This window comes from Thiomonas sp. FB-Cd (assembly GCF_000733775.1).
Classification (GTDB): Bacteria; Pseudomonadota; Gammaproteobacteria; order Burkholderiales; family Burkholderiaceae_C; genus Thiomonas_A.
The window spans coordinates 811,497-836,606 of the sequence record NZ_JPOE01000005.1 but is presented as its reverse complement, the minus strand read 5'-3'; the positions used below and the strand labels follow the sequence as shown (position 1 = coordinate 836,606).

The following is a 25,110-nucleotide window of genomic DNA, read 5'->3' as shown; positions in this document are numbered from 1 at the left end:
CTTCGGGCCTCAGGGGTGTGCCGCGTAACCGTCTGTGAGCGTCTGCAAAAAGGCAATGATGTCGCGCATGTCTTGCGTGCTCATGGGCGGCCGATCGCCGGGTTTGCGATCGAAGGGCGGATCGGTATGGTCGACGTTGGCGCGGTACGCGGCTGGCAAATCGTCGTCCACGAGAATCATCCCAGCGGGGCCATGCGGATAGATCTTTTGGGGCGCAGTGCTGCGAAAGTTGTAGAACGCCAGCACGTGCTGCAGCGAGTGATAGAGGCCGTTGTGAAAGAACGCATGGCGCGTGGCTACATTGCGCAACGTGGGCGTCAGGAACATGCCGCAGTACGCGGTCTGGGCCTTCAGGTCGCTGCGGTAGGGGCCACAAAGACCGAGATCAAAATGGCGGGGATCGTGGTTCGCGGGAATGGATGAATTGCGCGGCACGCCGAGCGCTTCGTATTGCGTGTCGGTGAATAGCGGCGGCAGGCCGTCGGATGTCGGTTGGTCGAGGTGGCAAGCGGCGCAGTTGCCGCGCTTGGGATCGTTGAAGGCCAGGTATCCGCGCAATTCGGCCGGGGTGAAGCGCGCCTTGCCTTGCACCCAGGCGTCAAATTTGCTTGTAAACGGGTGAAAGCGGGGGTCCTCGATCTGATAGCGCGAAATGGCGAAGAGGGCCTCCGAGACGAGGAGCTTCGGGTCCTGGAAAATGCTGGGGCCGAAGAGTTGCGTGAAGTCCCGCGCGTAGGGTGAGTGCTGCAGTCGGGCTGCAACGGCGCTGACCCTGCCCGCATCCATCTCCACCGGATTGAACAAGGGGCCACCGGCTTGCTGCTGAAGGGTGTTGGCGCGACCGTCCCAGAACAGCCCGCCTTGGGGAACCAGGTTTTGCGCCGCCCGCGCCGTGCTTTGCACAGTCTTGGTCGCGCGTGCAGCCTTGTTGCCGCTGGCCGCCAGTTGCTGGAGGCTGACAGCCTCGTTTTCGGCGTTGTCGGGTCCGATGGAGAAATTCTGCTGCCGATACAGGTATTTAAGCGACGGCACGGCGCGCACGCCTGCCGTGCGCATGGCGCCACCGCCGAGCTGCACCGACAGATTGTTGGCCGGGGCATAGGCATGCGCCGGGTTGTGACACGACGCGCAGGACAGTTTGCGGGAGCCCGACAGGGCCGAGTCGACGAACAGCTTCCCGCCCAGACGGGCCACAGCGCTCAGGGGCTGCCGGGGCGGCAGCGCCAGGCGCACCGGATGGGGGTTGGCGCCGTGCGCGAGCAGCCAGCTGGCGTGCGGGTGCACAAGCCATTGCCGAAGGGCGATGGGCGAGGTGCTCACCCCGTACCCTGCCCACGCCAGGACGGCGGCGCCCAGAACTGCCGCCACGGTCCACCATGCGGGCCTTCCCATCAGCTTGACCTCGGCGATGCGCTGCCCTTGGGCGGGCCGCTCAACACGGTCCCGTCATGCGGGTCGAGGTAGAGCCGGGCATTCGGGCGCGCGTGCTGGCGACCCGGGACGGGAGGCGTGTTGGCGCCATCGCCGGCACGCGTAAAGTCGAACAGGTCCATGATGCTGCCCGCAGTGGCATCAAAGGACCCACCGCCCAGACGCTGACCCTGCAACCAGTTGTCCTCGATGAAGCGTACGACCGAGGCCTGCGAGATGGGCACGTGGCTGACATCGTTTGATTTGGCCCAGGGCGAGATGACGAGGAAGGGGATGCGGGTTCCGGGACCGCAGCGCCCGTTCACGGGGGCCCCCTGCACGCCTTGGAGCGGTGCGCCATGACCGCATCGGCCGGCGCCATCGAGCTGGTCGGCCTGAGGATCGGACGAGGGATTGGTGACCGGCGCGTAGGCGTGGTCGTACCAGCCGTCCGAGTCGTCCCAAGTCATGATGACGGCAGTTCGCGCCCATTCGGGGTACTGTTGCAGGAAGTTGACAACCTTTGTGATAAAAGCCTGCTCGTCCAGCGGATCCGAATAGCCGGCGTGCCCGTCCTGATATGCCGGGGCTTTGAGGAAACTCACCGCCGGCTCATTGCCCGCCTTGACCGCGGTGAAGAAATCGTTCAGGCCATATTCGTGGTTGGCTGGGTCTCGCGTTTTGCCGTCAGGCTCGTTGGTATGGCCGATGGCTTGCACGGACGACGGCCGCGCGTGGGTGGGGTTTGCCGTGGAGGCGAAGTACTGAAACCAGTTGTGGTGCTGGATGTAATCGGGCACGTTGGCCCCCACCACCCGTGAGTAGGTGCTGCGCTTGCAGCCGGTGGTGCCGTTGGCGTTAACCCGCTGCAAATCAAAGCCGCCCATGAAGCCGCCCCAGGAAATGCCATGCGCATTGAGCAGGTCACCGATGTTCCTGCCCAGCATCATCACCTGGTCCTTCGGGTTGGAACACACATCGTGGCCGGGATCCACGTCGTTGATCAATGTGTAGCCGCCTCGGCCGTCGTCGATGTAATAGGAATAGCGGGTCAAGGCAAACGGCCTTTTGGTCGTGGCCACGATCTGCATGCCGTTGGTCTGCCCCGACACGACTTCCAGGGCCCCGGGTGTGGATGGCCCGTAGGTGTCGGTGTATGCGTGATCGCTCATGGCGAAATGCTGGGCGTAATTCCACAATGCGGTGACCGTGTTGCCGTCGTAGTAGCCCATGACCTGGCCCTTCGTGCCGAATGCACCGACGCCACCTGATGTGGCTGCGCCGGTGTACTTGGGGAAGAGGTCGGCACGCCCGGCGTCGTACGCCTGTTGCTCGGCGGTATAGGCATGGTTCTGGTCGGCCGTGGCAGCCTGGGTGCGGTCCATCCGGAATGGGTTGGCGGCGTCCGCGCCGTTGGCCGCATTCGCGAAATTCGGGTTGTCCCCCAATAGGGTGCCGCTCAGGCCGTCAACCCCAGGCGTGCCAGGGCGAGCGTGGAATGCGGGCTCACCCTTCGGGTTCGCGGCCTTCGGGTAGGTGGCAAAGTAGTGGTCAAAGGACACGTTCTCGTTGTAGATCACCACCAGGTGCCGGATCGGTGTGGCCGTGGGCAACGCTGCGGGGCGGCGCTGCCCGGGCGTATTGGCGTTGGTTGCCGGCGCGGCCGCGAAAGCGGCCGTGATGCAGGCGCTGAGAGCCATCGCAACGAGCACCAAGCTCACCGGGGCGGCAAGTCGCGATCTGTGGGGCATGGTGAAGTCTTCTTTTGTGAGTCGACGGGAAACGGGGGTGACGCTCTACTGGCCCCGCGGCGAAGCCTGGCCACGGGTGGAAGGGGCGGGCAAGGCGCATTGTCCCTGGCTTTCGTGAAACTGATGTGACGCTCGCCGTGCCCGCGCACGACTTTACGGGCAGCCATCGCTTTGCGTGCGTGAAGACACGGTCCCCAGCGGTCGATCTCAGGTGCATGCACAGAAAAGGACCATGCCATCCGCATCAAACCGGATCCCTGGTCCCCTTTGGGTTCGTGGCGCGCCATGCCTTGATCGCCATCGAATCTACTGGCCGTGGCGGGTATGAGGCCCGCGCGGGCTCACAAGGGAAGGCTTGCGCTGCGGCGCACATGGGCCGCGGTTCGGATCCACGGCGGCTTCTTCCATCGTGCTTAGGCGCCCGGTCATCCACCGCCCAGCAGCGCATCCTCCGCCAGGGCCAGGGCCTCGGGTGGCCCGGAGAGCACCAGCGTGTCGCCCGCCGACAGCACCAATTCAGGTTCGGGCTGCAGCACATGGCCATCGGCGCGGTGCACCTTGGCGACCTGAGCGCCGTGCAGGTTCAGTGCCTCGAGCCTGCAGCCCACCGCCAGCGCGCCCGGTGGCAGCGTGAGCGGCTTCAGCCGCGTCTTTTCGCGCAGCTCCAGGCTGGATCCGGGGTCGTCGATGCCATGGAAATAGTCGCGCAGCAGGCTGTAGCGCTCGGCGCGCGCGGCGCGCAGACGCGCCAAGACGCGCTGCAGCGGCACGCCTGCCACGGCCATTGTTTGCGAGGCCAGCATCAGCGCGCCCTCCAGCACTTCGGGGACCACTTCAGTGGCGCCGGCGGCGCGCAGCTCGTCCAGCGGCGCATCGTCGCGGGTGCGCACGATCACAGGCAACTGCGGCGCATGCGCGCGAACCAGTTGCAGCACGCGCAGCGCTGAGCGTTTGTCGACATAGGTGATGGCCATGGCGCTGGCGCGCGTGAGCCCCGCGGCTTGCAGGCTCGCCAGGCGGGAGGCGTCGCCGTACACGACGCTGCGGCCACTGGCGCGCGTTTTGGACACGCGGTCGGGATCCAGGTCCAGCGCGACATAGGCAATGCCTTCGTCGTGCAGTAACTGCCCGAGGTTCTGGCCGCAACGCCCGTAGCCGCAAATGATGACATGGCGCTGGATCTTGATGGTCTGGCGCGCGATGTCGGTGAGGTGCAACGACGCCAGCATCCACTCGCTTGCCACGAACTTGAGCACGATGGCGTCGATGTGCTGGGCCAGGAAGGGTGCGGCCAGCATGGACAGCACCACCGCAGCCAGCACCGAGCTCAGCAGTTCGGGCGGCAACAGATGATGCGCGGCGGCCAGGTTAAGCAGCACGATCCCGAATTCACCTGCGGGAGCCAGCCACAACGCCGTGCGCAACGCAAGGCCTGGCGGGGTGCCGAGAAGGCGCTCAGCGCCCAGCACGATTGCCGCCTTGACGAGCACGGGAAGCGTGGCGAGCAACAGCACAACCCACCATTGCGCCACGACGAGGCGCCAGTCCAGAAGCATGCCGATGGTGATGAAAAACAGACCCAGGAGCACGTCGCGGAACGGCCTGATGTCGGCCTCCACCTGGTGGCGAAATTCAGTCTCGGCGATGAGCATGCCAGCCAGAAAAGCGCCCAGTGCAAGCGACAGCCCTGCCAGTTGGGTGAGCCAGGCCAGGCCCAACGTGATGAGCAGCAGGTTGAGCATGAACAGCTCGTCCGAGCGGCGCCGCACCACCAGCCGCAGCCAGGGCCGCAGCACGCGCCCGCCGGCGAGCAGGATCACGGCCAATACCACGGCCGCCTTCAGCGCCGCCCAAGCCAGGGTCATGACCAGCTGGCGCCCCGGTGAGGCCAGCGCCGGAATGATCACCAACAGCGGAACCACGGCCAGATCCTGGAACAGCAACACACCCATGATGTGACGGCCATGCTCGGATTCCAGCTCAAGCCGGTCGGCCAGGAGCTTGACCAGAATCGCGGTCGACGACATCGCAAAGACGCCGCCGAGGACCAAGCCATAGGCCTCGGGCCGACTCCAGCCCCTTGGCCACAGCCAGCCCAGGACCACGCTGGCTGCAAGCACGATCAGGATCGTGGCGGCGACCTGCGCTGCGCCCAATCCGAAGACCACCTTGCGCATGGCCTTGATTTTGGGCAGACTGAACTCCAGCCCGATGGAGAACATCAGGAACACCACACCGAACTCGGCGAGATGCTGCGCCGTGGACGGATCGCCGGCCAGCGCCAGGGCATTGGGTCCGATCACCACCCCCACAGCCAGATAGCCCAGCATGGCCGGGAGCTGAAGGAAGCGAAAGAGCGCAACGCCGAGCACGGCGGCGATGAGATAGAGAAGGGTGATTTCGAGACCGGTCATGCGCGCAGGTGAAGGCCGCGCAGCGGGGCCGCACCATGCGGGATTTGCAACACGCGGTCGCACCAGCATAAGGCATGCCATCGCCTGCCTGCGCACGCGGCAGCGCGCAGCAGAATCCCCGTGTTAGCCGCGGGCGTGCATCAAGGCAGGCGACTTGCCATCACGATCGTGCGCCAGCCGTTGTACTGTTGCCACACCACGGTCACGCTACCCGCGCTGTCCACTGCCAAGGCCGGCAGGCTGGCCTGGATGGTCCGGCGCGGGTCCGAGAGCTCCACCGCAGCGGCCCAGCGCTTGCTTTCCGGGTCAAGGCGGGCGGCCTGAATCTGCATGCCGTGCGCGCTGTCCTGGTACCACGCGCAGGTGACGTTTCCGGCTGGGTCGACAGCCAATACGGGGTTGCCGGCGCTGGCCAGGCGTGCATCGTCGATGCGCACGGCAGCGTTCCAGTGTCGCGTGATGCCATCCATGTGGCTGACCAGGATGGCATCACGTCCCTGTGCATCCGCCTGTTCCCAGGCCAGCGTGATGTTGCCGGCTGCGTCGACCGCCAGCGCCGGGGCAAGGGCTGCGCCGGGGAAGGCGGCACTGGTCATCACAGCGGCCGGGCGTTCATGCTGGGAGGAGGCGTCAAGCCGGGTCGCGGCGATGCGCCTGGCGCGGCCGATCCCCTGAACCCAGGCCACGGCCGCGCCGCCTCGGGGATCCATGGCCAGGGTCGGGTGCAGGGCGCGCACTGCGGCGGGGCTGATGCGGCGCGGCGCACTCCAGCTCGCGGTTGGGCTGGGCAGTGTCGAGGCCCATATCGCCTCGTGCCCGCGCTTGCCTTGCTCCCAGGCCGATAGGAAGCCTCCTCCGCCCATGGCGGCGATCACCACGTCGTAGGCGTTTGCGGGTGAGCGATCCAGCGCCTGGGCGGGTCGCCAGCGCTGCTGCGCCTGGGCCCATCGCGCGGCGAAGATGGCGGTGTGGTGGCCGTCCGGTTGCTGCCAGACAGCCACCACATTGCCCAGATCATCCGCAGCCAATTGCGGATTCGTCGCGTTTCCCCGCACGCCTGGGTCGTCAAGTCTCACGGGCGCTGGGCAGCCGCCCCCGGCATCGAGCCTGCAGGCGAAAATCGCGGTGCGCCCACCCAGCGTCTGGAACCAAGTTGCGGTGACACGGCCTTGGCCATCGGCCACGAGGGCAGGTACGTCGGCGGCCCCGCCACCACTGAGGTCAATGGCCTGCGGTGTGCTCCAGAAGTCGGTCTGGGCGGCGTAGCGGCTGGCGAAGATGGCGTTGCGCTGGCCGTCGCTCTGGAACCATGCAGCCACCGCACGGCCTTGCTTGCCGGCAACCACCTCCGCGCCACTGGCTGGCCGGTCCACTTGATGCGCGGTGTGGGCGTCGTCGATTTCCACGGGCTCACTCCAGGCGCTGCATGCGGTGGTGAAGCTGCTGCGCAGTGCGCTCTGCGCAGTGCGCTCTGCGCAGGCGCGCGCAGAAGTTGCAGCGTGTAGCGCGTGCAGCCTGCAAGCGGCGCGGCGGGCTCGAACACGGCGGTGGCGCCCGTCACTTTCACGATCCCGGTGACTGGCGTGCCCACCGGCGTGAGCAGCTGCAAGGCGCCGCGAGCTGCCGCCTGTGCCTGCGACGCTGTGGCAAAGTGCCAGCCCGGCTCCAGCACCCGGTCAACCTGGATTGCGTCAGCAGGCGGTATGGCCTGCAGGGTTTCACCGGCAGCCACCAGGGGCATGCTCAGGGCGAAAGCAGCGATCAGGGCATGGAGCTTGGGCATGGCAGGACAGTGGGCAGTTGCCAATCTTTGTAGCACCGCGGGCGCGACCCTGCGCGGCCAGGGCTGATTGCGTGCGATTCAGGCAGCGGCGCGTTCCAGGCTCCCGAAGAAGCGCTGGTACACCACGAGGTAGGCAAGCTGGAATAGCGCAGCCAGGATGAAGGGTGCAGTCAGCCAGCCCTGATGCAGCATCAGTCCGGTGATGGCGGGGCCGATGGCTCGCGGCACCTGGATGGACACGTTGTTCACCGTGGCCGCCAGTCCCTGACGGTGCTGCCGCGTCAGGCCCATGGTCAGCGCCTGCCGCACACCCAGCGTTCCCTGGTTGAACGCCGCTCGCACCGCCCACAACGCGGCGGCGAGCGCAAAGACAGGCATGAACGGCGTCATCAGCATGAGCACCAGACCAACTCCGCGCATGGCCACCACGGTGCGCACAACGCCAAGGCGCGGCACGATGCGCTGGGCGATCTGCGCCCCAAGGGCGGCCAGGATGAAACTCACCGCCAAGGCGGGCCCGATGCTGGCGGGTCCGTGGCCGAAGCGGCGCAAGAACCAGTAAGCCATCAGCGGGGCCACCAGTCCGATGCCGAACCCATTGAGGACGTTTGCAAAGCCCAGGCGAACGAGCAGGCGGTTTTCGGCGTGGTGGGTCGCGGAATGAGCGCGGCTGTTGACGGACACGCCCGCAGGGGAGACGTCCACATCGGGTGTTGGAGCAACCGGTTTCGGGCGTCGCGTATCCGGGGCCTTCCAGATCAGGATCAGCCCGATCACGGAGCCCAGAAGCGGCAGCGCAAAAAGGGGGCGGTAGGCCAGCGCACCGGGCAGCCATGCACCCCATAGCGCAGGCAAGCCGCCCAGCAAGGCACCGACGGCCATTCCCGCAAAACCCAGGGTGGAATTGAGGTTGAACACGCGCGGGCGCTGCGACGCCGGCAGGTTCTGCGCCAGCCAGGCCTGTTCCAAGGGGCCAAAAGGTCCGGCTGCGCCGTTCGCACCGCGTCCAAAGCCGCCCAGTACGGCCCCCAGGGTGATCACCCAAGTGGCACTGCTGGCCAAGGCGAGCAGTGCACTGGCGATGAGCACCCCTTCGTAGCCCAGCAGGAACTGCTTGCGGCCGAGGCGATCGCTGGCCGGGCCGATGAGAAGGGTGAGGATGACGCCTAGCAGCAACCCAGCCGACAGGACCGCCCCGATTGCAGCCGCGCTCCAGCTCAGCGCATGCAGGTAAAGCGCAAACCCCACGACCAGCGCTCCCTGGCCCACGCTGCGCGCAAAGCGCGCGCCCATGATGAGCTTGACGGCAGCCGGCCAGGCTTCACCAGCGAGCAAGCCATCGGGTCGCGAGATTGCTGTGGACATGGGATCGTTGCGCCGGCTAGCGCGCGAGCCGCACCCTGGCCTTCAGCGCAGCGCCGCCGCCGGGGCAGTCGGCGTGGTGACTTCTGCCACGGTGTGCACGAGCGTGCCCGCCCGCGCTTGGGCGCCGGGCTTGGAAGGCGCAGGCCCGGGCATCGCCATGTAGCGCTTGATTTGTGCGATCACATCAGGTTTGTCCCAATCCTGCGGCCCCAGCGTTCGCGCCACCTCGCGGCCTTGCTTGTCGATCAGGATGGTGGTGGGCGTGCCCAGAATGTCGAGCGTGTCCAGGGCGTGCGTTGTGGCGTCGACGTAAATGGGCAGATGGTCGATGAAGTTGTCCTGGTAGAAGCTCTTCACCGTGAAAATGCCCCCCTTGTCGATGGACAGCGGCACCACGGCGAACTCCTTGCCTCCGAGCAGGGTTTGCAGCTTGTTGAGCGTGGGCATCTCCTCCACACAGGGCGGGCACCATGTGGCCCAGATATTGAGGAGCACCACCTTGCCCTTGAAGTCCGCCAGGTTCATCAGCTTGCCCTGGGCGTTCTCGAACGTGACTTTGGCCAAAGGCACTGGACGTGGTGCGGGATAGGGCGTGAAGGTGAAGCCGCTGGCCAGCGCGGGCAGCGGCAGGAACGAGGCAGCAATCAACGTGGCCATCCCCAGAAAGGCTGGCGTGGACGGCGCGCGGGTGGGGAAACGCAGCATGAACAATCTCCGGAAAATGCGCAAAGCGCAGCGAGAAGCGCCGCGCTTTGAAGCGATGCAAGATAAAGAGGGATCGATGGGTTGTAAGCAAAACCCCATTCGGCCGGCTTACAGAAGGTTCGACAGGGTCTTCCAGAAAAGATTCCGTAACCCCATCGGATCTACCGGCCGGCGCCCGGCAAGACGATGAAGGGGCCATTGTTTTGCGCGGGCGCCGGGCGTGGATTGGCCACCGGGCCGGGTGCCGCGCCTGCCGTCACGGGCTGGCCGCTGCCACTGGTGAGTTGGCCGCCCGCGGTCTCCACGGTTCCTGCGGCCGCCGCCGATGAAGACCCGGCAGCCAGCCCGGGCACAGCCGCAGGGTCCAGGGGCGGGTACTGTTGCAGGAAATACGCTTCCTTGGCATTGGGCACGGCGAAGTCGCCGACGGAGGCAAAGCCGGTGGCGGGGTTGACGGGGATTTGGACCACTTCGGGCGGTGCTGCCCAAGGAATATCAGGGTCGCCGCTGAGCGCTGTGCGCATGTACTGCATCCAGATCGGCAGCGCCACACTGGCACCCTGCTCGCCCTTGCCCAGGCTGCGCGGCTGGTTGTAGCCAACCCAGGTGATGGTGACGCGGTTGTGGTTGTAGCCGTCGAACCACGCATCGTGAAAGTCGGAGGTGGTGCCGGTCTTGCCGGCCAGGTCTGTGCGCCCCAGGGCGCGTGCGGCAGCGCCCGTGCCGTACTGGATCACATCTTGCATCATGCGTGTCAACAGGTACGCGTTGCCAGGGCTGATGATCCGTGGCGCGTCGGCCTCGCCCAGGACCGGCTTGGGCGCCTGGTACACCAGATTGCCGCGCGCATCGGTGATTTTGCTGATGAGCATGGGCTGCACCAGATACCCGCCGCTTGCGAACACGCCATAGGCGCGCGCCATCTGCAGCGGGGTAAAGGAGCCCGCCCCCAGCACCATGGTGGGATACGGAGGGATCTGGTTCAGGGGCAGCCCGAACTGCGAGGCGTGATACCGCGCGTAGGGCACACCCACGGCCAACACCACGCGCACGGCGCAGACGTTGTCCGAATGGGCCAGCGCAGCCGCCGCAGGTATGGGGCCGGCGAAGCCGTTTTCGTAGTTATGCGGCTGCCATAGCGGCTGACCCGGTCCGGGGTTGATGGAGATGGGCGAGTCATCAATGATGGTTGACGGTGCCAGCCCTTCAGCCACGGCGGCCGAGTAGATAAAGGGCTTGAAGCTGGAGCCGGGCTGACGGTAGGCCTGATCCACGTGATCGAACTTCTCATGGTTGAAGTCGAAGCCCCCACCCAGGCCTGCACCGCCCCGGTTTGCGGCTGCAGCGACACCAGCGCGGATTGGGCCAGCGGCAGTTGCACGATGCTCCATGTGCCCTTGGCATCCTTGTGCAGACGCACCAGACTGCCCACGCGCAGGCGCTTGGCGGGTGGCGCCTTGCTATTGAGGCCCGTGCGGCAAAAGTCCAGACCCTGTCCCGAGATCGTCTCCTGCTGGCCGTCGCGCCGGATGACGACCACGGCCTTCGGATCCATGCTCAGCACCACGGCGGCCTTGAGCCCGCCGACGTCGTGTGCGGGTTTCAGCGCCCGAAGCGCTGCCTGCGTGGCGTCCTGCGCGTTCGCTGGCAGGTCCACATGCGCCTCGGGCCCGCGCCAGCCTGTGTGGCGGTCGTAGGCGAGGAGTCCGGCACGCACGGCGGCGTTGGCCGCTGTCTGGTCGGCGTCCACCAGTGTGGTGGTGACTTTGTAGCCATCGGTGTAGGCCGCTTCGCCGAATCGCGCCACCATGAGTTCGCGAACGGCTTCGGCCGCGTAGTCAGCGTCCACGCTGTAGTGAAGCACCCCCTGCCCGGTCAGCACGTTCAAGGGCGCAGCAAGTGCCTGCTCGTACTGCTGACGCGTGATATCGCCCAGCGCCAGCATGCGCCCAAGCACGTAATGCTGGCGCCATACGGCCAGCTTCATGCTGCTTTGCGGGTTGTAGGCCGATGGTGCCTGCGGCAGCCCGGCCAGCACCGCCATCTGTGCCAGACTCAGTTCGGTGAGCGGTTTGCCGTAATACACCTGGGCGGCGGCGGCGAAGCCATATGCGCGCTGCCCCAGGTAGACCTGATTGATGTAGCGGTCGAGGATCTGATCCTTGCTCAGGGTATTTTCGATCTTGTAGGCGAGCAGCGCTTCGACGAACTTGCGCAGCGGCGTCTTTTCCGGCGATAGATAGAAATCCCGGGCCACCTGCATGGTGATGGTGGACGCGCCCTGGACCGCACCGCCTGCGCCAAAGTCAGCCAACGCCGCGCGTGCGACGCCGGCGAAATCAATCGCCCCGTGTTCAAAGAAGCGTGAGTCTTCCGCAGCGAGCACGGCCTGCTTGAGCTGCTTGGGCACTTGGTCATAGGGAACCACGGCGCGGCGCTGCACACCGAACTCGCCGATCAGCGTGCCTTTTGCCGTGAACACGCGCAGAGGCAGATCAGGCCGGTAGTCCGTCACCTTGCTGAGGTCGGGCAGCCGCGGCCACAAAAGGATGACGCAAAAAGCCAGGAACATCGCGCCGCCTGCGCCCAGCAGCAGCAAGCCGAGCACGATGGAAGGCCACAGCCTCAGGCTCCACCCGCCCGATTTGCTTGGGCGCGGCTGCCGCTTGGGTGTACGTGGCCCCCGGGATGATGGTGCCGGCTTGTCCGGATCGAAGGTCGGTTCAGTCATTGCAGCGGGGCATGATAGCCGCCGAGAGCCTCGCTCCCGGGCTCGTGGTCTGCCCAAAGGTGAGGGAGTGTATCCGGCGGGCCGAGCGCACGCGGGATTTCACACCAGCCTGCCGACATTTCATGCATGGAGGCTGCCCCGTCGGCCAGCCCTACTGCGACCGATGGAACGCCAGCTCGCCAGCAAGCGCAGCTGGCGGGTGTACGTTAACCGTTTCAATACCCTGGCTGCTGCGCCGGCGGATAGGTTTGCGGCTGCGCCGGATTGTAGGCAGGCGGGGGAGGCGCGTAGCCTGGCGCAGGGGGGGCATAGCTTGGTGGCGGGATGTAGCGTGGCGCTGCGTACCCGGGGACTTGGGCGCCCTTGGAGTACATGCACTGTTGGTAGGCAATGTTGTAGGCGCGCTGCGCGCCATACTGGGTGTCACTGTAAGTGCCTGCACCGCCTGCGCTGCCGGCCAGCAGGCCCAAGCCAGCGCCGACGCCAGCGCCTTGGCTATTGCCCCCGATCAGGGCGCCAGCCGCTGCGCCCAGCACGGCGCCAGTGGCGCCCGACACCACGCCTGAATTGCTTGCCGACTGGCTGTAGCCACCAATTTGCTGCGCGGCAAACGCGCGGCACGATGCATCGATGGCCTGGAATTGCTCAAAGGGCATGCCGGGAGCCGGCATGACGGCGATGGTCGGGCCCATTGGCGCCGTGGCGCATCCAGCCAGGAAAAGCGCTGAGCCCGCGCTGCCCAAGGCAAGGAAGGAAAGTTTACGCATGGTGATCATCCTGCGAATCGAAAGGAAAAAGACTGGCGTTCGTTGTGATATCGACCTAATTGCGGCTGAATCGTGCCGAATACAAGGGTTTCGTGCAGATTGTCATCGAGTTCTGCTTAGCGATTGCCTGCCGGCGCCGCTTCCTCAGGTTCCTGAGGTTGCGCCAAGACCTGCGCCCAGCCGCCCGGACAGGTCGCTATCTGCGGGTAATAACCAGCGGGATTGCTGCAGTAGTACCAGTACGCGGGCGGCGCTGGCCCGAGCGGTACGTTCTGATACTCGATGCGCTGCGGTGGTTCCTGCACGACGATCGGAGGCGCATAACTCCACCCACCCCAGCCCGGACCCCAGCCGCCGTACCAGCCACCATCCCAGCCGTACCCATAGACGGGAAGCCCGATGCCGATGCTCCAATGCACATGGTCACGCGCCTGTGCGGCTGGCGTCAGGGAGGAAATCGCAGCGAGCGCCAAGGCAAAAATCCATGATGACCGCCGAAGGCCCGACAAAAAATAGGAATGTTTCATGACGCACCTCTCAACACCTTGACTTTAACGATCCAGATCGTTTCCTGATGACATGTCGGGAACAGAAGCACGATGGCGAGGCGTCAGGCCTTGAGCCCCGGTTGCAGCATCCGGGGCAATCGCGCCATACGACTCCGCAAATCCGATGGGTTCTCCATGGGCGATGTCCCTGCGTTGTCAAGCGCTACAGGGACGCAACTTTGAATGCCCGACGTGTCAATGGTTGCCCGGGTTCCGGTCGCGGCCGTCGCCTGGCCGGCCATCTCGGTTTCCACCGCGTTGCGGCCCTTGATCGTGATTCCGTCCGGGGCCGCGATCTTGCCGTTGACCGCGATCAGCGCCGGGGTGGTAGTCCTGTCGCTGTTCTCGCCCCCGCTCGGGGCCACGCCCCTGCGGCATTGGAGCTGCATGAAAATGGCGCCAGTGCGGGTCGCGCTCATGCTCGCGGGCCTGGTCCTGGTAACGGTTCCAGTCCCGATCCTCGAAGCGGCGCAATTGCGGCGGCGGGCCGCCCAGGGGGCGCCACGGGCCGCCATAATGCGGGCCCGCATACCAGCGCCCGCCGTAGGCGTAGTAGTAAAGCCCTCCCAAGTAGAAAATGGGCTGCTGCACACCCAACGCGATATACACACCGAGCTGCGGTTGCCAAACCATGGCTGGCGGGGCCATGGCCACAGGTGGCGGATACACGGGTTGGGCGTAGTAGGCTGCCGGTGCGTACACCGGCGGTGGGGTGCCGACGCTGATTTGAAAGCTCACGGGAGGCCCATCCGCATAGGCCAGGCTGCTGGCGCCCGACGATCCGAGCACGGCAAGGATGGCAAGGCCGAGCGCGCGGCGCATCGGATATCTCTGGCTTGTTTTGGCGGTTTGCATCGTCATGTCCTGTTCGTTGGGTCGTATTTTGGCCAGGTGGCCCTTTCCCCCACGTCTTTTTCTTGTTGCGGAGCGTGTCCGCAAGCCTGGATCTTCACAATGTCCTGTTTCTGCATTGTGTTTGTGGCGCTGCGGAGGTTTTTATTCGTTGCGCAATGATCAGATCCTGGGATCTTGCTTCCACCATCTCTCCGGATGCGCCGTATTCACAATGTAGTCCTTCTCGGCGACGTGAGTCTGGAGAGCGGATCGGCGCCTCCAATCAAAGCAAAGGGCGTCGTTGCCCTTCCAGGGGGTACATGAGTCAGGACAGCGCGGCGCTTATGCAAGGCCTATACTTCCGCCACGCGCCGATTTGCCCTGAGCTTGCGGGCGCTTAACAAATGCAGCTAAAACAGCGCGCGTCCGCCAGCCGTTTTCGCTGCATCCACTGCAGCAGGAGCAGCCGGCTTTTTCTTGGATACGCGCATGGCATCACGTTCTCCTCTCCCTGAGCCCGAACCGGTTCGCATGGCCTTCGAGGCGCCACTCGCGCTCAAGAGCGGGGTGTCCATGCCGAGCTACGAATTGGTTGTGGAAACCTACGGGCAGTTGAGCGCTGCGCGCAACAACGCCGTGCTGGTTTGCCACGCGCTCAATGCCAGCCACCATGTGGCAGGAACCTACGCAGCCGATGACAAAACTCGCGGATGGTGGGACAACATGGTGGGTCCGGGCAAGCCGGTCGACACCGAGCGCTTTTTCGTCATTGGCATCAATAACCTGGGGTCCTGCTTTGGCTCCACCGGGCCCGCAAGCATCGACCCGGCAACCGGCAAGCCCTGGGGCAGCCGCTTTCCCGTCGTGACCGTGGAAGACTGGGTGGACGCGCAGGCTCGCGTGCTTGATCGTCTGGGCATCACGCGCCTGGCGGCCGTGATGGGCGGAAGCCTGGGGGGCATGCAAGCGCTGTCCTGGGCCATCCGCCACCCTCAGCGCGTTGCGCACTGCGTCGCCATTGCAACGGCCCCCAATCTATCGGCCCAGAATATCGCCTTCAATGAAGTGGCGCGCCGCGCCATCATCACGGATCCCGAATTTCACGGCGGCGACTACTACGCATACGGCGTCGTGCCTCGGCAAGGGTTGTCGGTTGCGCGCATGGTGGGTCACATCACCTACCTCAGCGACGACGCCATGGCACGCAAGTTCGGACGCAGCCTGCGCAATGGTGCCCTGGCCTATGGCTACGACGTGGACTTTCAGATCGAGAGCTACTTGCGCTACCAGGGTGAGAAGTTCAGCGGGTACTTCGACGCCAACACCTACCTCTTGCTTACCCGTGCACTCGACTATTTCGACCCAGCTGCCGAGTGCGGGGGCGATTTGGTTGCCGCTCTTTCGCCGGCCACGGCGCGCTTCCTGCTTGCGAGTTTCACGACGGACTGGCGGTTTTCACCGGAGCGTTCCCGGGAGATCGTGCGCGCGCTCCTGGCCAACCGCCGTGAGGTGAGCTATGCGGAGATCGCCTCGCCGCACGGCCACGATGCCTTTCTGATGGATGAGCCCCATTACCACGACATGGTGCGCGCGTATTTCGATCGCATCGCGCACGACCTGCATCTGGAGGGCGCGCGATGAATGAACGATTCGACATCATCGCTTCGCGGGTACCGCAGGGCAGTCGTGTGCTCGACCTGGGCTGCGGCGACGGGGCGCTGCTGGCACACCTGCGCGACACGCGCAACTGCTCGGTGCAGGGTGTGGAAATCGACCCCGACAAGCTGGTGGCTTGTGCACGCCGGGGCGTCGACGTCTTGCAACTCGACCTGGAGCAAGGTTTGGCGATGTTCGCCGACACAAGCTTTGACGTGGTCCTGCTCATCGACTCGTTGCCCAATCTTCGCCACACCGAGGCCGCCCTGCGCGAGGCGGCCCGCGTCGGCCGCATCGGGATTGCCACCTTCGCCAACTTTGCCTACTGGCGCATTCGCCTGCGAGTCGCTTCGGGTCGCCTTCCCGTGACTGAAGAATTGCCGTACCAGTGGTATGACACCCCCAATCTGCGTGTGGCAACCCACTCAGACTTTGCCGTGCTGGCTGCCAAGTGTGGGTTGCATGTGCACGATGCCCTCGGTATCCATGCTGGGCGCGAAATACGCACGTGGCCAAATCTGCTCGCGTCGGAGGCGCTGTTCGTGCTCTCTGGCGCATGATCTGCAGCGTCCGCAGCCCAAAGACGGTTGGCGCATTTGGGGTGGCGCGTTGGTGCAAGCGTTGCAACGGATCCGGGTCCGAACAGTTGACTTCCTCCCCGCCCTTGGCTTTCGCCACCGCTTGCGCGGGAAGGACGGGGATTCCTACGGCGCTACGCATGAGTGACCTCATACGCAGTCGCTTCGGTGGGTTCCTGCTTCGCCGAGGGGCCTGAATGCACCACCTCTCCACAGGCTGCAACGCGGTGTCCCCGCGCCAGAATATTCATCGCGCCGACCACATCGGCGTGATGCGCGTAGCCACACGCCACGCATCTGAACTGGGCCTGCGTGCGGCGACTGTCCGCCGCGATGTGGCCGCAGCACGGGCAGGTTCGGCTCGTGTTGTGCGGCGGCACCGCCACGAGCCATCCGCCGCTCCACTGGAGCTTGTAGTCCAGTTGCCTGCGGAACTCGGCCCAGCCCTGGTCCAGGATCGACCGGTTCAGGCCGCTCTTGGCCCGGACATTCGTCCCCGGTGCCTCGGCACTACCCCTGCTCGACCTGGACATGTTCCGTACCTGCAAGTCCTCGATACACACCATCGCGTGGTTTTGGCTGATGGATGTCGTGGCCTTGTGCAGGGCGTCGCGCCGGGCATTGGCGATACGGGTGTGAAGGGTTTGAACCCTCCGTTTGGCCTTGTGCCAGTTCTTGCTGAACTTCACCTTGCGGCTCATCGCCCGCTGGTACCGCGCAAGACGCACCGCGTGCTTCCTGAAGCTGTTCAGCGGTGGCAGGAATGTGCCGTCGCTGAACGTGGCAAAGCGGGCAATGCCCACGTCGATCCCGATGGCGCGGATGGCGCTCGGGATCGGCTGCTCGACTTCACGCTCGGTCTGGATCGACACGAACCATTTGCCACAGGATGCGCTCACGGTGACATTGCGCACCGCACCGAGCACATCCCGGCTGCTGCGATAGCGCAGCCACCCCAGCTTGGGCAGAGCGATGCGGCTGTTCCCCGGATCGAGCTTGATCTGTTTCGGATCCGGGTAGCGGAAGCTGTCGCTCTGGCCCTTCTTCTTGAAGCACGGAAAGTCCGCGCGCCTGGCGAAGAAGTTGGTGTAGGCGCGTTCCAGATCCTTGAGCGCCTGTTGCAACGGGTGGATCGGTGCCTCGGCCAGCCATGGCGCAACGCGCCCCGAAGGCAGCGGTGCCCCGTTGCGCCATGCCGTGAGTTCCTTGCACAGCCCGGCGTAGCCGAGCTTTTTCTCACCCCGCTCGTGGCGGGCCTTTTGCAACGCCAGCGCCTCATTGAACACGACCCGGCACGCGCCCGCGAAGCGGCGCATCTGGCGCTGCTGCGGGCCGTTCGGACGAAGCTCGAACTTGAACGCCTGGAGTCGCTGCATGACTGGTTTAATGTGCAGCTTATGCGGCGCCACTTCAAGACAAACAAGGATGCCTGTGGCATCCGCGCTTTGCTTCCCCGCGCTGAAGGACCGGGCCTGTCGCGCATCGGGTCAGCCGCGGATGAGTCGCATGAACTCGTCGCGTGTGCGATGGTCTTCCCGAAAAGCTCCCAGCAAGGTGCTCGTGACCATGCTCACGCCGCGCTTGTGAACCCCGCGCGTGGTCATGCATTCGTGCACTGCTTCGATCACCACGCCCACGCCCAGCGGCTGCAAGGTGTCATGAATGCACTGTGCAATCTGCGCGGTCATCTTCTCCTGCACCTGCAGGCGCCTGGCATAGGCGTCGACGACCCGGGCCAGCTTGCTGATGCCGACCACCCGGCTGCGTGGAAGGTAGCCCACGTGGGCGCGGCCGATGATCGGTGCGAGATGGTGCTCGCAGTGACTCTCAAACTCGATATTGCGAAGCACAATGATTTCATCGTAGCCAGCCACCTCCTTGAAGGTGCGGGCCAGAAAAGCCGTGGGATCCTGTGCGTAGCCGGCAAACCACTCCCGGTAGGCCTTGGCCACGCGCCGCGGCGTGTCGCCAAGGCCTTCACGGGCTGGGTCGTCACCGGCCCAACGCAATAAGGTGCGAATGGCGTCCTCGGCCTGCTCGCGCGTGACTGGTGTGAGGTCAGAGTGCATCGGAGTCAGCTCGCTTGACATGATGCTCCCATGCTAAACAGGAAATGAAACACAGCCGCCACGCCGGCCTTTTCAAAGCATGATCCGCCAGCGCTTCATCTCGGGCTGTCCATGCACAGGAGCATGGCGGCGCGGGGCCGCAGGGTTCCCCCGGCGGCGAGCAGCCTGCCGCCACAAGCGCCAGCAAATAGGTTGCGCGAAGCCAGCTTTCAACGCCGCTGTCATTGACGACGGCGCGAGGTTTGCGCGCCTGCGGGCCAGCCTGTCAGACATGGCCCAGGCGTCACGCCCCGGCCATGTCCTGCAACTTCGGCTTGGAGCCGGGCCGGGCGACGAGCCGAGCCAGCATGCGCTGCAGGCCCAGCCATTGCTGGGCCCAGAAGCCTGCTCCGTAATCCAGCCCTTGCCCTAGTGGGGGTGGGTACTGCGCACGCACCCCGGTGGGCTGGGGCAAGAGTGCAAAATCGGCCGATCCGAAGATCATGTCCCACCATGGAAACAGCACCCCGAAATTGCAGCCGTACAGGCGCGCGCGGTTGCCGTGGCCCAGTTCGTGCCCATAGCCAACGGCATGGTGTACGCGATGAAAGCGGGGACTCACGAGCAGGCGCTCACCCAGCCAGCCGAAGTGCAGGCGGATATTCGCGTGCTGAAGACTCTGCAAGGCGCCGCCTACGAGGGCGAGTGCCACGAACTGACTCGGCGGCACGCCGATGGCCAGCGCCAGTGCGGCGAAGAAGGCTTGCTGCAGGGCGTCGTCGAGCAAATGGTTGCGGTCATCGGCCCATAGGGTGAGCTGGCGCTGGCTATGGTGCACCGCGTGCAGCTCCCACCACCATTGGATCTGGTGCTGCAACCGGTGATACCAATAGCCGGCAAAGTCCAAGACCACGACGTAAATGGCGAAGCCCATGAGCGGATGGATGCGCATGCCGTGCATCATCTCGTCCAGGTTGACGTTGACGACGCCATGCAGCCGCAGCCATTCCTGCAGGCTGTCGAACTGCGGCTGCAGAACCAGAAAAAACACAAGGCTGACCAGGCCGAGCCGGTTGATGAGCGTGTAGATCACATCGACACGCACCGCCTTGCGGTCTGCCCAATGCTCCAGAGGCCGCAGGGCTTCGAGCGGGCGCAGGATTGCATACACCACGGCAATCTGCACGGCACCAGCCACGACCCACAGCGTGCCGTCATATGCCAGGTCATCCATGTCCATGAAATGGAAGTGGTAGAGCAAGGGCTGCACCAACTGAATAAAGAGCCAGGTCTGGGCATCACCAACGAGATTCGCCACGGTTGCGGTTGCGGCGTTGATCAGGGCATCGAGCATGGCGCGAGATCTTGGTCGACAGGTGAGGATCGCGATGGGGGCTGGCGGCGCGGCGTTGGTGGATTTAGGCGGCGCGTGGCGCGTGCACCTGCAGCTCGGGCGGCAAGTTGTCGTAGAAGGGTGCGCGGTCGTAGAAGTAGATTCCGTGTGGCGACTTTCCCACCCCAATCACGTCGACGAGCTTGCGCGTTTGCATGTCGATCACGCCCACACCGCGGTCGAAGCGAAAGGTTGTCCACAGCCACCGGCGGTCGGCGGAGAGCTCCATGTCGTCGGGCCCCGGGCGCAGACCTGAAATGTCGGCGACCTTGGCCAGAGCCTGCATGTCCAAAATGCTGATGGTGTCTGACACGCGGTTGCTTACGAGCACATGGCGTCCGTCAGCCAGCGAGCGAAAGTTGTGCGCGGCATCGCCCGTCACGATGCGCCTGATGATGCTGCGCCGGCGCCAGTCCACCGCCACCACTGCGTTCGATCCGGTGAGTGCCACCAGCAGTGTCTCGTCCTTCGGGGTGAGCCAGACGCCAGCCGGGGTTTCGCCGACCTTCATGGTCCAAAGCAGGGCCTGGGTGGGCAAGTGGATGGCCGCCACTTCATTCGTCTGCTGCAAACTGACGAAGACGATCTGGCTGTCGGCAGTGAACGCCATATGGCTGGGCAGCGCTTCCAGGGGCATGCGCTTGACGAGCTGCAAGGCACGCCCACCTGCATAGCTGTAGATGTCCACCCGGTTCAGGCGCAAGCAGTTGGTCAAAAACCACTTCTTGTCAGGCGAAAAGCCGATCTGGTAGGGGTCTTCGATTCCCGGGCGCGTCCCTTCGGGCTGTCCGCTCACCGGGTTGAGAAACACCAGGTCGTTCCCGACCGCGTTGGCCACGATCAGCAACTTATTGTCTGGCGTAGCCATCAAGTGATGCGGTTGCTTGCCAACCGGAAACGTCTGCAGCGGCTGCCGGGTGGCCTGGTCAATCAGGGTGATCGTCTCGTCGCCCGAGTTCAGCACGACGACCACGTCAGACGGCCGAGTTGCAGCCCATGCGGGTATGGCCCGCGCAAAAGCAGGCACAAGAGCGGCAGAGGCCGCGGCTTTGAGAAACTGGCGACGCATGGCGGTCTCCGCAGTTGCGGAAAAACGAGAGACAGTGACTTTAACGCAGCCGCCCCCCGGATTGTTGACTTGCGGCGACATTTTTCTTGAGCGCCAAGAGGCTCGACCGCCGCGCGGGTTGTCGCCCGCGTCAGCGCCGGCGGCAACCACGACCGGGTCGGGCGCGGCGTCATCGTCGGGCAGGAATTCGGCGCCGACTTCTCGGACGCCTGCTACCGCACACCCAAGTATGAGGCCCTCACGGCCGGCGCCATCTTTGATGCGAGCGTGCAGGACACCGAGCTTCTCGTGCTGGGCCTGCCGGTGTCGCACTATCTGCAGAGCAAGCCCGCCGAGTACCTCAAGTCAAAATACAGGAACCGCACCCTAAGCGTCGGCGGCAAAACCTTCTCCATCGGCGAGGTCAGCGTCCTGCCGAAGCCACTTGGCAGTTATCTGCTGCTCGGCGAATTCACCAGCAAGATCAACGCCGAATTCCGCCGTGTGGGGCGTGACCCGATTAAAGACGTGTCCGACCTTGTCGGCATGCCGATTATGGTCATGGACCCCGGACAGGAAACCATGGACTGGATCGTCTACCAGGACGGCGTCGTCATTCAGGACGCCAGCGGAGCCGAGGGTTGTCATGGCCGCATGCACATTATGCCGCATGTCGCCGAGCGTATGGAACGCGAGACAGGCATCACCATCAAATGGGGCTCGCGGGTCGATATGAATAGGGCCATACTCCAGAAGAAGCCGATTTACGTGGCCGGCACGCGCATCGATACCGTCGATTACGTCAAAAACGCCAAGGCGGCCGCCGGTGATTCCGTCGACCTCGTGTTAACCCGGGTCGGCAATATGCTCGATCGCGTCCAGATGATCGTCGTCGCCGGAGGCCACCCGGAGTATGATGTCGAGTATCTCCGAGGCAAATTGCCGAATGTCCCGGTGATCGATTCCAGACTCGGCATTTTCGGGAATGTCACGGGTTTCCTCCTCTCCGGAGAGGAAACCATGCGCCGGGCGCAGGAAGGGGCTTGAGGTGAGCAAACGCGATAAAGTCAGGTATATCAAGATCCATGCGGCGGTCTATGTCAGCGAATTATCCAGGCCCGAACTTTACCGTGATCTGGAACGCTTCAAAATTGCCGGAAACCAGGACTCTCTACCCCCTAATCTATTATCGATAATGCTTATCGAAAGGGCCCTCGACCGGGCTGAGCAAGGGGGAGCCGGAGGGGTCTCCGGAGCCCACGCCAACCCGCGGGGAAGCGCCCTTGATCGAGCCAGGCCAGCAGCCCGCGGCAGCCAATCCCGCTCCGCACCAACATGGTGCGCAGGAGGCTCAAGAAGCCGCGGAGGGGCCCGATGCCGGACTCGGACAGGACGGCGGCATCATCACACTCAGCCAAGGCGGTGGAAGTGGGCTCAGCCGATTCATGCGCTGACATGGGCGGGCGCCGAAAGATGGCTCGCCATGTCCGTTGTCGTTCGGACAAGGGACATGGTTGCATCGCTTATACCTTTCCATTCAAGTCTTTAGCCTTCTACGGCAGCCGTGATCACCAAACAACAACAACCGCTTGGCATGCTCGTCAATGTCTCTTGTCCGAACGACAGGGGACATGGCATACGTCGCTTGTCCGAACGACAAGGGACGCCTGAATGTCTCTTGTTTGCTCGACAAGGGACATAAGGTCACCCTCCTTTTCAGATCGCTCTCAACGCTTTTCAATCAAAACCTCATTTTTGTCTCCTGTCACTATGACAAGCGACACCCCAAAGTGTCCCTTGTCGTTCGGACAAGCGACACTGAATTGTCTCCTACCTTCTACCATTCAACAGAAATAAAGTTGAAGCCATGAAAAAAAATACAGCGCCCGATCTCCCCTTTTTCGACAGCAACAGCACAGAAGGCGTCCATCAACCCAACCCACCCTCGGGTCAAGCCATCGACCCGCGCGAGGCCTCGCCCGGCTTCGAAGGCGGCCTGCCGCCAATCCAGGACGGCAACGCCACCAACGTCAGGAGATCGTCCAAATACCGCGCGAGCGTAAAAATGCTCGAGGAGAACTGGGAGGGTGAGAATACGATCCGATCCACGACGCGAGCCCGCAATATGGAAATCTTCGACATCGTCCAGCGGCGCGCCATTAACGAAATCGCCAAGGGTGATCCTGAGGTCGAGACCGCCATCACGATGCCACAGATTATCGAGCACTTTATCGCCGATACGATGGCTGGACGTTATTCAAAACCAAGCTATGCAAGGTACCGCACTGCACTGATGTCCGAGATGAACATTCAACTCAGAGCCCTTGGTGATGCCGGCGAGATGAGCGAATACATCGAGGCGATCGCTGCCCTTTCCCAGAAAAGCACAGGCCGAATACAATCTTCGACTCAAACCTTCCGATGGAGCATACGGGCCCAAAGAAAAAGGTCTCGGAAAAAGGAATTGGACGGGCTGATCTCAAAACCATTCTCCGTGAGCTGCAAGATCGCGGAGAAAAAGGATCCGGAACCATGCTTTGGGCACGGGCAACCATGATCACAGGATTAAGACCTGTTGAGTGGAACCAGTCCGAACTGGACTGGGAAGGCAAGCTTCATACGCGACGCGCAAAAACGCACCGGCATATCGCCGCATTCGAGCGCATGGCTATGGCCAGGCGAATTGTGGGCGCGACGTCAAGAATGTCTACGAGGCCGACGACATTATCATTAAGGCGATGGGCGAAATGCCGATCGCACACATCATCGAACACAGAACACTGGAACTCGAAGGCGATGAGTTGGACATCGTGAGCCGCCACCTGGAAAATGTCGAGCGCGAACACGCCAAGGGCGAGGACGGTTTCGATAAATACCAGAAGGCATGCACGAAATATCTGCAACGCGTCTGCAAGTCAATCTGGGAGGACGAGAAGCTGTACTCGTTCTACTCATTCCGCCACCAGTTTGCCGCCAACGCCAAACGGGTCATGTCGCTCGACGAGGTGAAGCTCTCACTTGGGAGCAACTCGGCAACGAAGTACGCGCGACGATCGCAATCCTGGAGGGGCCTGGAAGGTGCCGGGAACTACCACCGGCAGCTTGATGCTGGAACGCAAGCGGAAGCGGTTGAGACGGGGGTCGAGCCGACGCCGAAGCCGGAATAGCCGACGGCAGGTCGGGGCGGGGGCGGGGGATCACCACAATCCCCACAGCGCCTACCCCCGATCACCACAATCCCCACAGTCCACACCCCTGATCGGCACAATCGCCACAGCGCCTACCCCGAATCCCCACAATCTCCACAACCTGGCGGAAATGCCCCAGGGCAGGAGCGCCCGTTTCACCTTGCAACGATTGTGACCGCCGGATTGCTAGGCAAGGCGGGCGCGTGGCCCGAAAATGCATTGAGGCGGCGGCTTGCTAGGCAAGCGCTGCGCGCCGAGGCCATCGACATTCAATCTGGAGACGCCCGTGATGAAGCAAGCAACTTTTCGCCCAGCGTGGGCCAACCTGTGTGGTGTGGCTTTTGCCGTCGCGCTGATGGCCAGTGCTGGAAACGCCTTTGCCGCGGTTCCTCCCAAGGCTGGGCCCATGCGCGTGCGGCCGGCCACCACGATGGAGCAGGCCGTGCAAGATGGCGCGAAGATTTTTGCGCAGGACAGCTTCGGAAGCAAACAGACCTGGGTGCCCGCTGGCGCGTTTGGAAGCCACCTGATGAGCTGCGCTGCCTGCCACACTAGCGGAGGCCTGACGGAAGGCGTGACGCCGTCGGGTGCGCACTTGCCCAGTCTCATTGGGGCGGCGTCCAACTATCCCAAGTTCAAGGCCAAAACGCACTCCGTCTACACACTCGAGCGCCAGATCGTGCACTGCGTGCGGGCCGGCATTATGGGTCAGCCCCCCGGCTACGACAGTCCGGAGATGGTCGATCTGGTTGTCTATCTCACGGCTCTGTCCAAGGGTGCGGCCATGGGGCATCAATTGCCGTCGGTGGCTCATTGACCTTGCGCCAGAGCTTTGCACATGGGCGGCCACTAGGCCCGGTGGGGCGGCTGCGCCTCGTCTTTTGCGGCTGG

20 protein-coding genes and 2 pseudogenes are annotated in these 25,110 nt (G+C 64.0%); 7 read left to right on the top strand and 15 right to left on the bottom strand.

Features of this window, described 5'->3' with window-relative positions; genetic code table 11:
• Positions 1–9 precede the first annotated feature (9 nt).
• From CD04_RS0117750 to CD04_RS0117705, 11 genes and pseudogenes are all read right to left on the bottom strand, one after another.
• Positions 10–1,392 (bottom strand): cytochrome-c peroxidase, encoded by a 1,383-nt coding sequence (locus CD04_RS0117750; protein ID WP_038168536.1) that lies wholly within the window; start codon positions 1,390–1,392, stop codon positions 10–12.
• Entirely contained in the window at positions 1,392–3,161 is a 1,770-nt protein-coding gene (locus tag CD04_RS0117745; RefSeq protein WP_031409208.1) for an alkaline phosphatase family protein, read from the bottom strand. Before CD04_RS0117745 ends, CD04_RS0117750 begins: the two co-directional genes overlap by 1 nt.
• Positions 3,162–3,586: 425 nt before the next feature.
• Positions 3,587–5,575, bottom strand: a complete 1,989-nt coding sequence (locus CD04_RS0117740) for a monovalent cation:proton antiporter family protein (RefSeq protein ID WP_031409206.1) — start codon at positions 5,573–5,575, stop codon at positions 3,587–3,589.
• 140 nt (positions 5,576–5,715) lie between these two features.
• Positions 5,716–6,981 (bottom strand): hypothetical protein, encoded by a 1,266-nt coding sequence (locus CD04_RS22200; protein ID WP_051849388.1) that lies wholly within the window; start codon positions 6,979–6,981, stop codon positions 5,716–5,718.
• A gap of 455 nt (positions 6,982–7,436) precedes the next feature.
• Positions 7,437–8,723, bottom strand: coding sequence for an MFS transporter (locus tag CD04_RS0117730; protein WP_051849386.1), 1,287 nt, complete (start codon positions 8,721–8,723; stop codon positions 7,437–7,439).
• Positions 8,724–8,765: 42 nt separating this feature from the next.
• The gene (locus CD04_RS22195; RefSeq protein WP_081858070.1) at positions 8,766–9,428 is read right to left on the bottom strand and encodes a TlpA disulfide reductase family protein; all 663 of its coding nucleotides are present in this window, start codon (positions 9,426–9,428) and stop codon (positions 8,766–8,768) included.
• A 161-nt stretch (positions 9,429–9,589) separates the two neighbouring features.
• Positions 9,590–10,819 carry a penicillin-binding transpeptidase domain-containing protein gene (locus CD04_RS24885; protein WP_231480684.1) on the bottom strand — a complete coding sequence of 410 codons (1,230 nt, stop codon included), beginning with the start codon at positions 10,817–10,819 and terminating at the stop codon, positions 9,590–9,592.
• A 38-nt stretch (positions 10,820–10,857) separates the two neighbouring features.
• Positions 10,858–12,000: pseudogene (locus CD04_RS24880) on the bottom strand (transglycosylase domain-containing protein); the annotation flags it as partial.
• Between the two features lie 374 nt (positions 12,001–12,374).
• Positions 12,375–12,926: a hypothetical protein gene (locus tag CD04_RS0117715; protein WP_031409199.1), complete on the bottom strand. Its 552-nt coding sequence runs from the start codon at positions 12,924–12,926 to the stop codon at positions 12,375–12,377.
• Positions 12,927–13,042: 116 nt separating this feature from the next.
• The gene (locus CD04_RS0117710; protein ID WP_051849383.1) at positions 13,043–13,453 is read right to left on the bottom strand and encodes a hypothetical protein; all 411 of its coding nucleotides are present in this window, start codon (positions 13,451–13,453) and stop codon (positions 13,043–13,045) included.
• 216 nt (positions 13,454–13,669) lie between these two features.
• Positions 13,670–14,329: a hypothetical protein gene (locus CD04_RS0117705; RefSeq protein ID WP_197033156.1), complete on the bottom strand. Its 660-nt coding sequence runs from the start codon at positions 14,327–14,329 to the stop codon at positions 13,670–13,672.
• Between the two features lie 468 nt (positions 14,330–14,797).
• Between CD04_RS0117705 and CD04_RS0117700 the strand changes: the two genes are divergently transcribed.
• Both CD04_RS0117700 and metW read left to right on the top strand, forming a co-directional pair.
• Positions 14,798–15,949, top strand: a complete 1,152-nt coding sequence (locus CD04_RS0117700; protein WP_038168523.1) for a homoserine O-acetyltransferase — start codon at positions 14,798–14,800, stop codon at positions 15,947–15,949.
• Positions 15,946–16,524, top strand: a complete 579-nt coding sequence (metW, locus tag CD04_RS0117695) for a methionine biosynthesis protein MetW (protein ID WP_031409192.1) — start codon at positions 15,946–15,948, stop codon at positions 16,522–16,524. Before CD04_RS0117700 ends, metW begins: the two co-directional genes overlap by 4 nt.
• Positions 16,525–16,676: 152 nt before the next feature.
• Here metW and CD04_RS0117690 read toward each other — a convergent pair whose 3' ends face one another.
• From CD04_RS0117690 to CD04_RS0117675, 4 genes are all read right to left on the bottom strand, one after another.
• The gene (locus CD04_RS0117690) at positions 16,677–17,918 is read right to left on the bottom strand and encodes an RNA-guided endonuclease TnpB family protein (RefSeq protein WP_031409190.1); all 1,242 of its coding nucleotides are present in this window, start codon (positions 17,916–17,918) and stop codon (positions 16,677–16,679) included.
• 111 nt (positions 17,919–18,029) lie between these two features.
• Complete coding sequence (folE, locus tag CD04_RS0117685) at positions 18,030–18,632, bottom strand: GTP cyclohydrolase I FolE (RefSeq protein WP_081858069.1); 603 nt, start codon at positions 18,630–18,632, stop codon at positions 18,030–18,032.
• A 262-nt stretch (positions 18,633–18,894) separates the two neighbouring features.
• Positions 18,895–19,932, bottom strand: coding sequence for a sterol desaturase family protein (locus CD04_RS0117680; protein ID WP_031409186.1), 1,038 nt, complete (start codon positions 19,930–19,932; stop codon positions 18,895–18,897).
• A 76-nt stretch (positions 19,933–20,008) separates the two neighbouring features.
• A complete protein-coding gene (locus CD04_RS0117675; RefSeq protein ID WP_038168513.1) occupies positions 20,009–21,052 on the bottom strand; it encodes a YncE family protein in 1,044 nt (347 codons plus the stop codon).
• 135 nt (positions 21,053–21,187) lie between these two features.
• Here CD04_RS0117675 and CD04_RS0117670 point away from each other — a divergent pair.
• The 5 genes and pseudogenes from CD04_RS0117670 to CD04_RS0117650 all read left to right on the top strand — a co-directional run.
• Positions 21,188–22,078, top strand: a pseudogene (locus tag CD04_RS0117670) (hypothetical protein); the annotation flags it as partial.
• Positions 22,079–22,314: 236 nt separating this feature from the next.
• Positions 22,315–22,485: a hypothetical protein gene (locus CD04_RS23910; protein ID WP_156030327.1), complete on the top strand. Its 171-nt coding sequence runs from the start codon at positions 22,315–22,317 to the stop codon at positions 22,483–22,485.
• A gap of 413 nt (positions 22,486–22,898) precedes the next feature.
• Positions 22,899–23,588 (top strand): hypothetical protein, encoded by a 690-nt coding sequence (locus CD04_RS0117660; protein ID WP_031409178.1) that lies wholly within the window; start codon positions 22,899–22,901, stop codon positions 23,586–23,588.
• Between the two features lie 190 nt (positions 23,589–23,778).
• Positions 23,779–24,198, top strand: a complete 420-nt coding sequence (locus CD04_RS0117655) for a hypothetical protein (protein ID WP_156030326.1) — start codon at positions 23,779–23,781, stop codon at positions 24,196–24,198.
• 310 nt (positions 24,199–24,508) lie between these two features.
• Positions 24,509–25,036 (top strand): hypothetical protein, encoded by a 528-nt coding sequence (locus CD04_RS0117650; RefSeq protein ID WP_051849382.1) that lies wholly within the window; start codon positions 24,509–24,511, stop codon positions 25,034–25,036.
• The last annotated feature ends 74 nt before the right edge of the window (positions 25,037–25,110 follow it).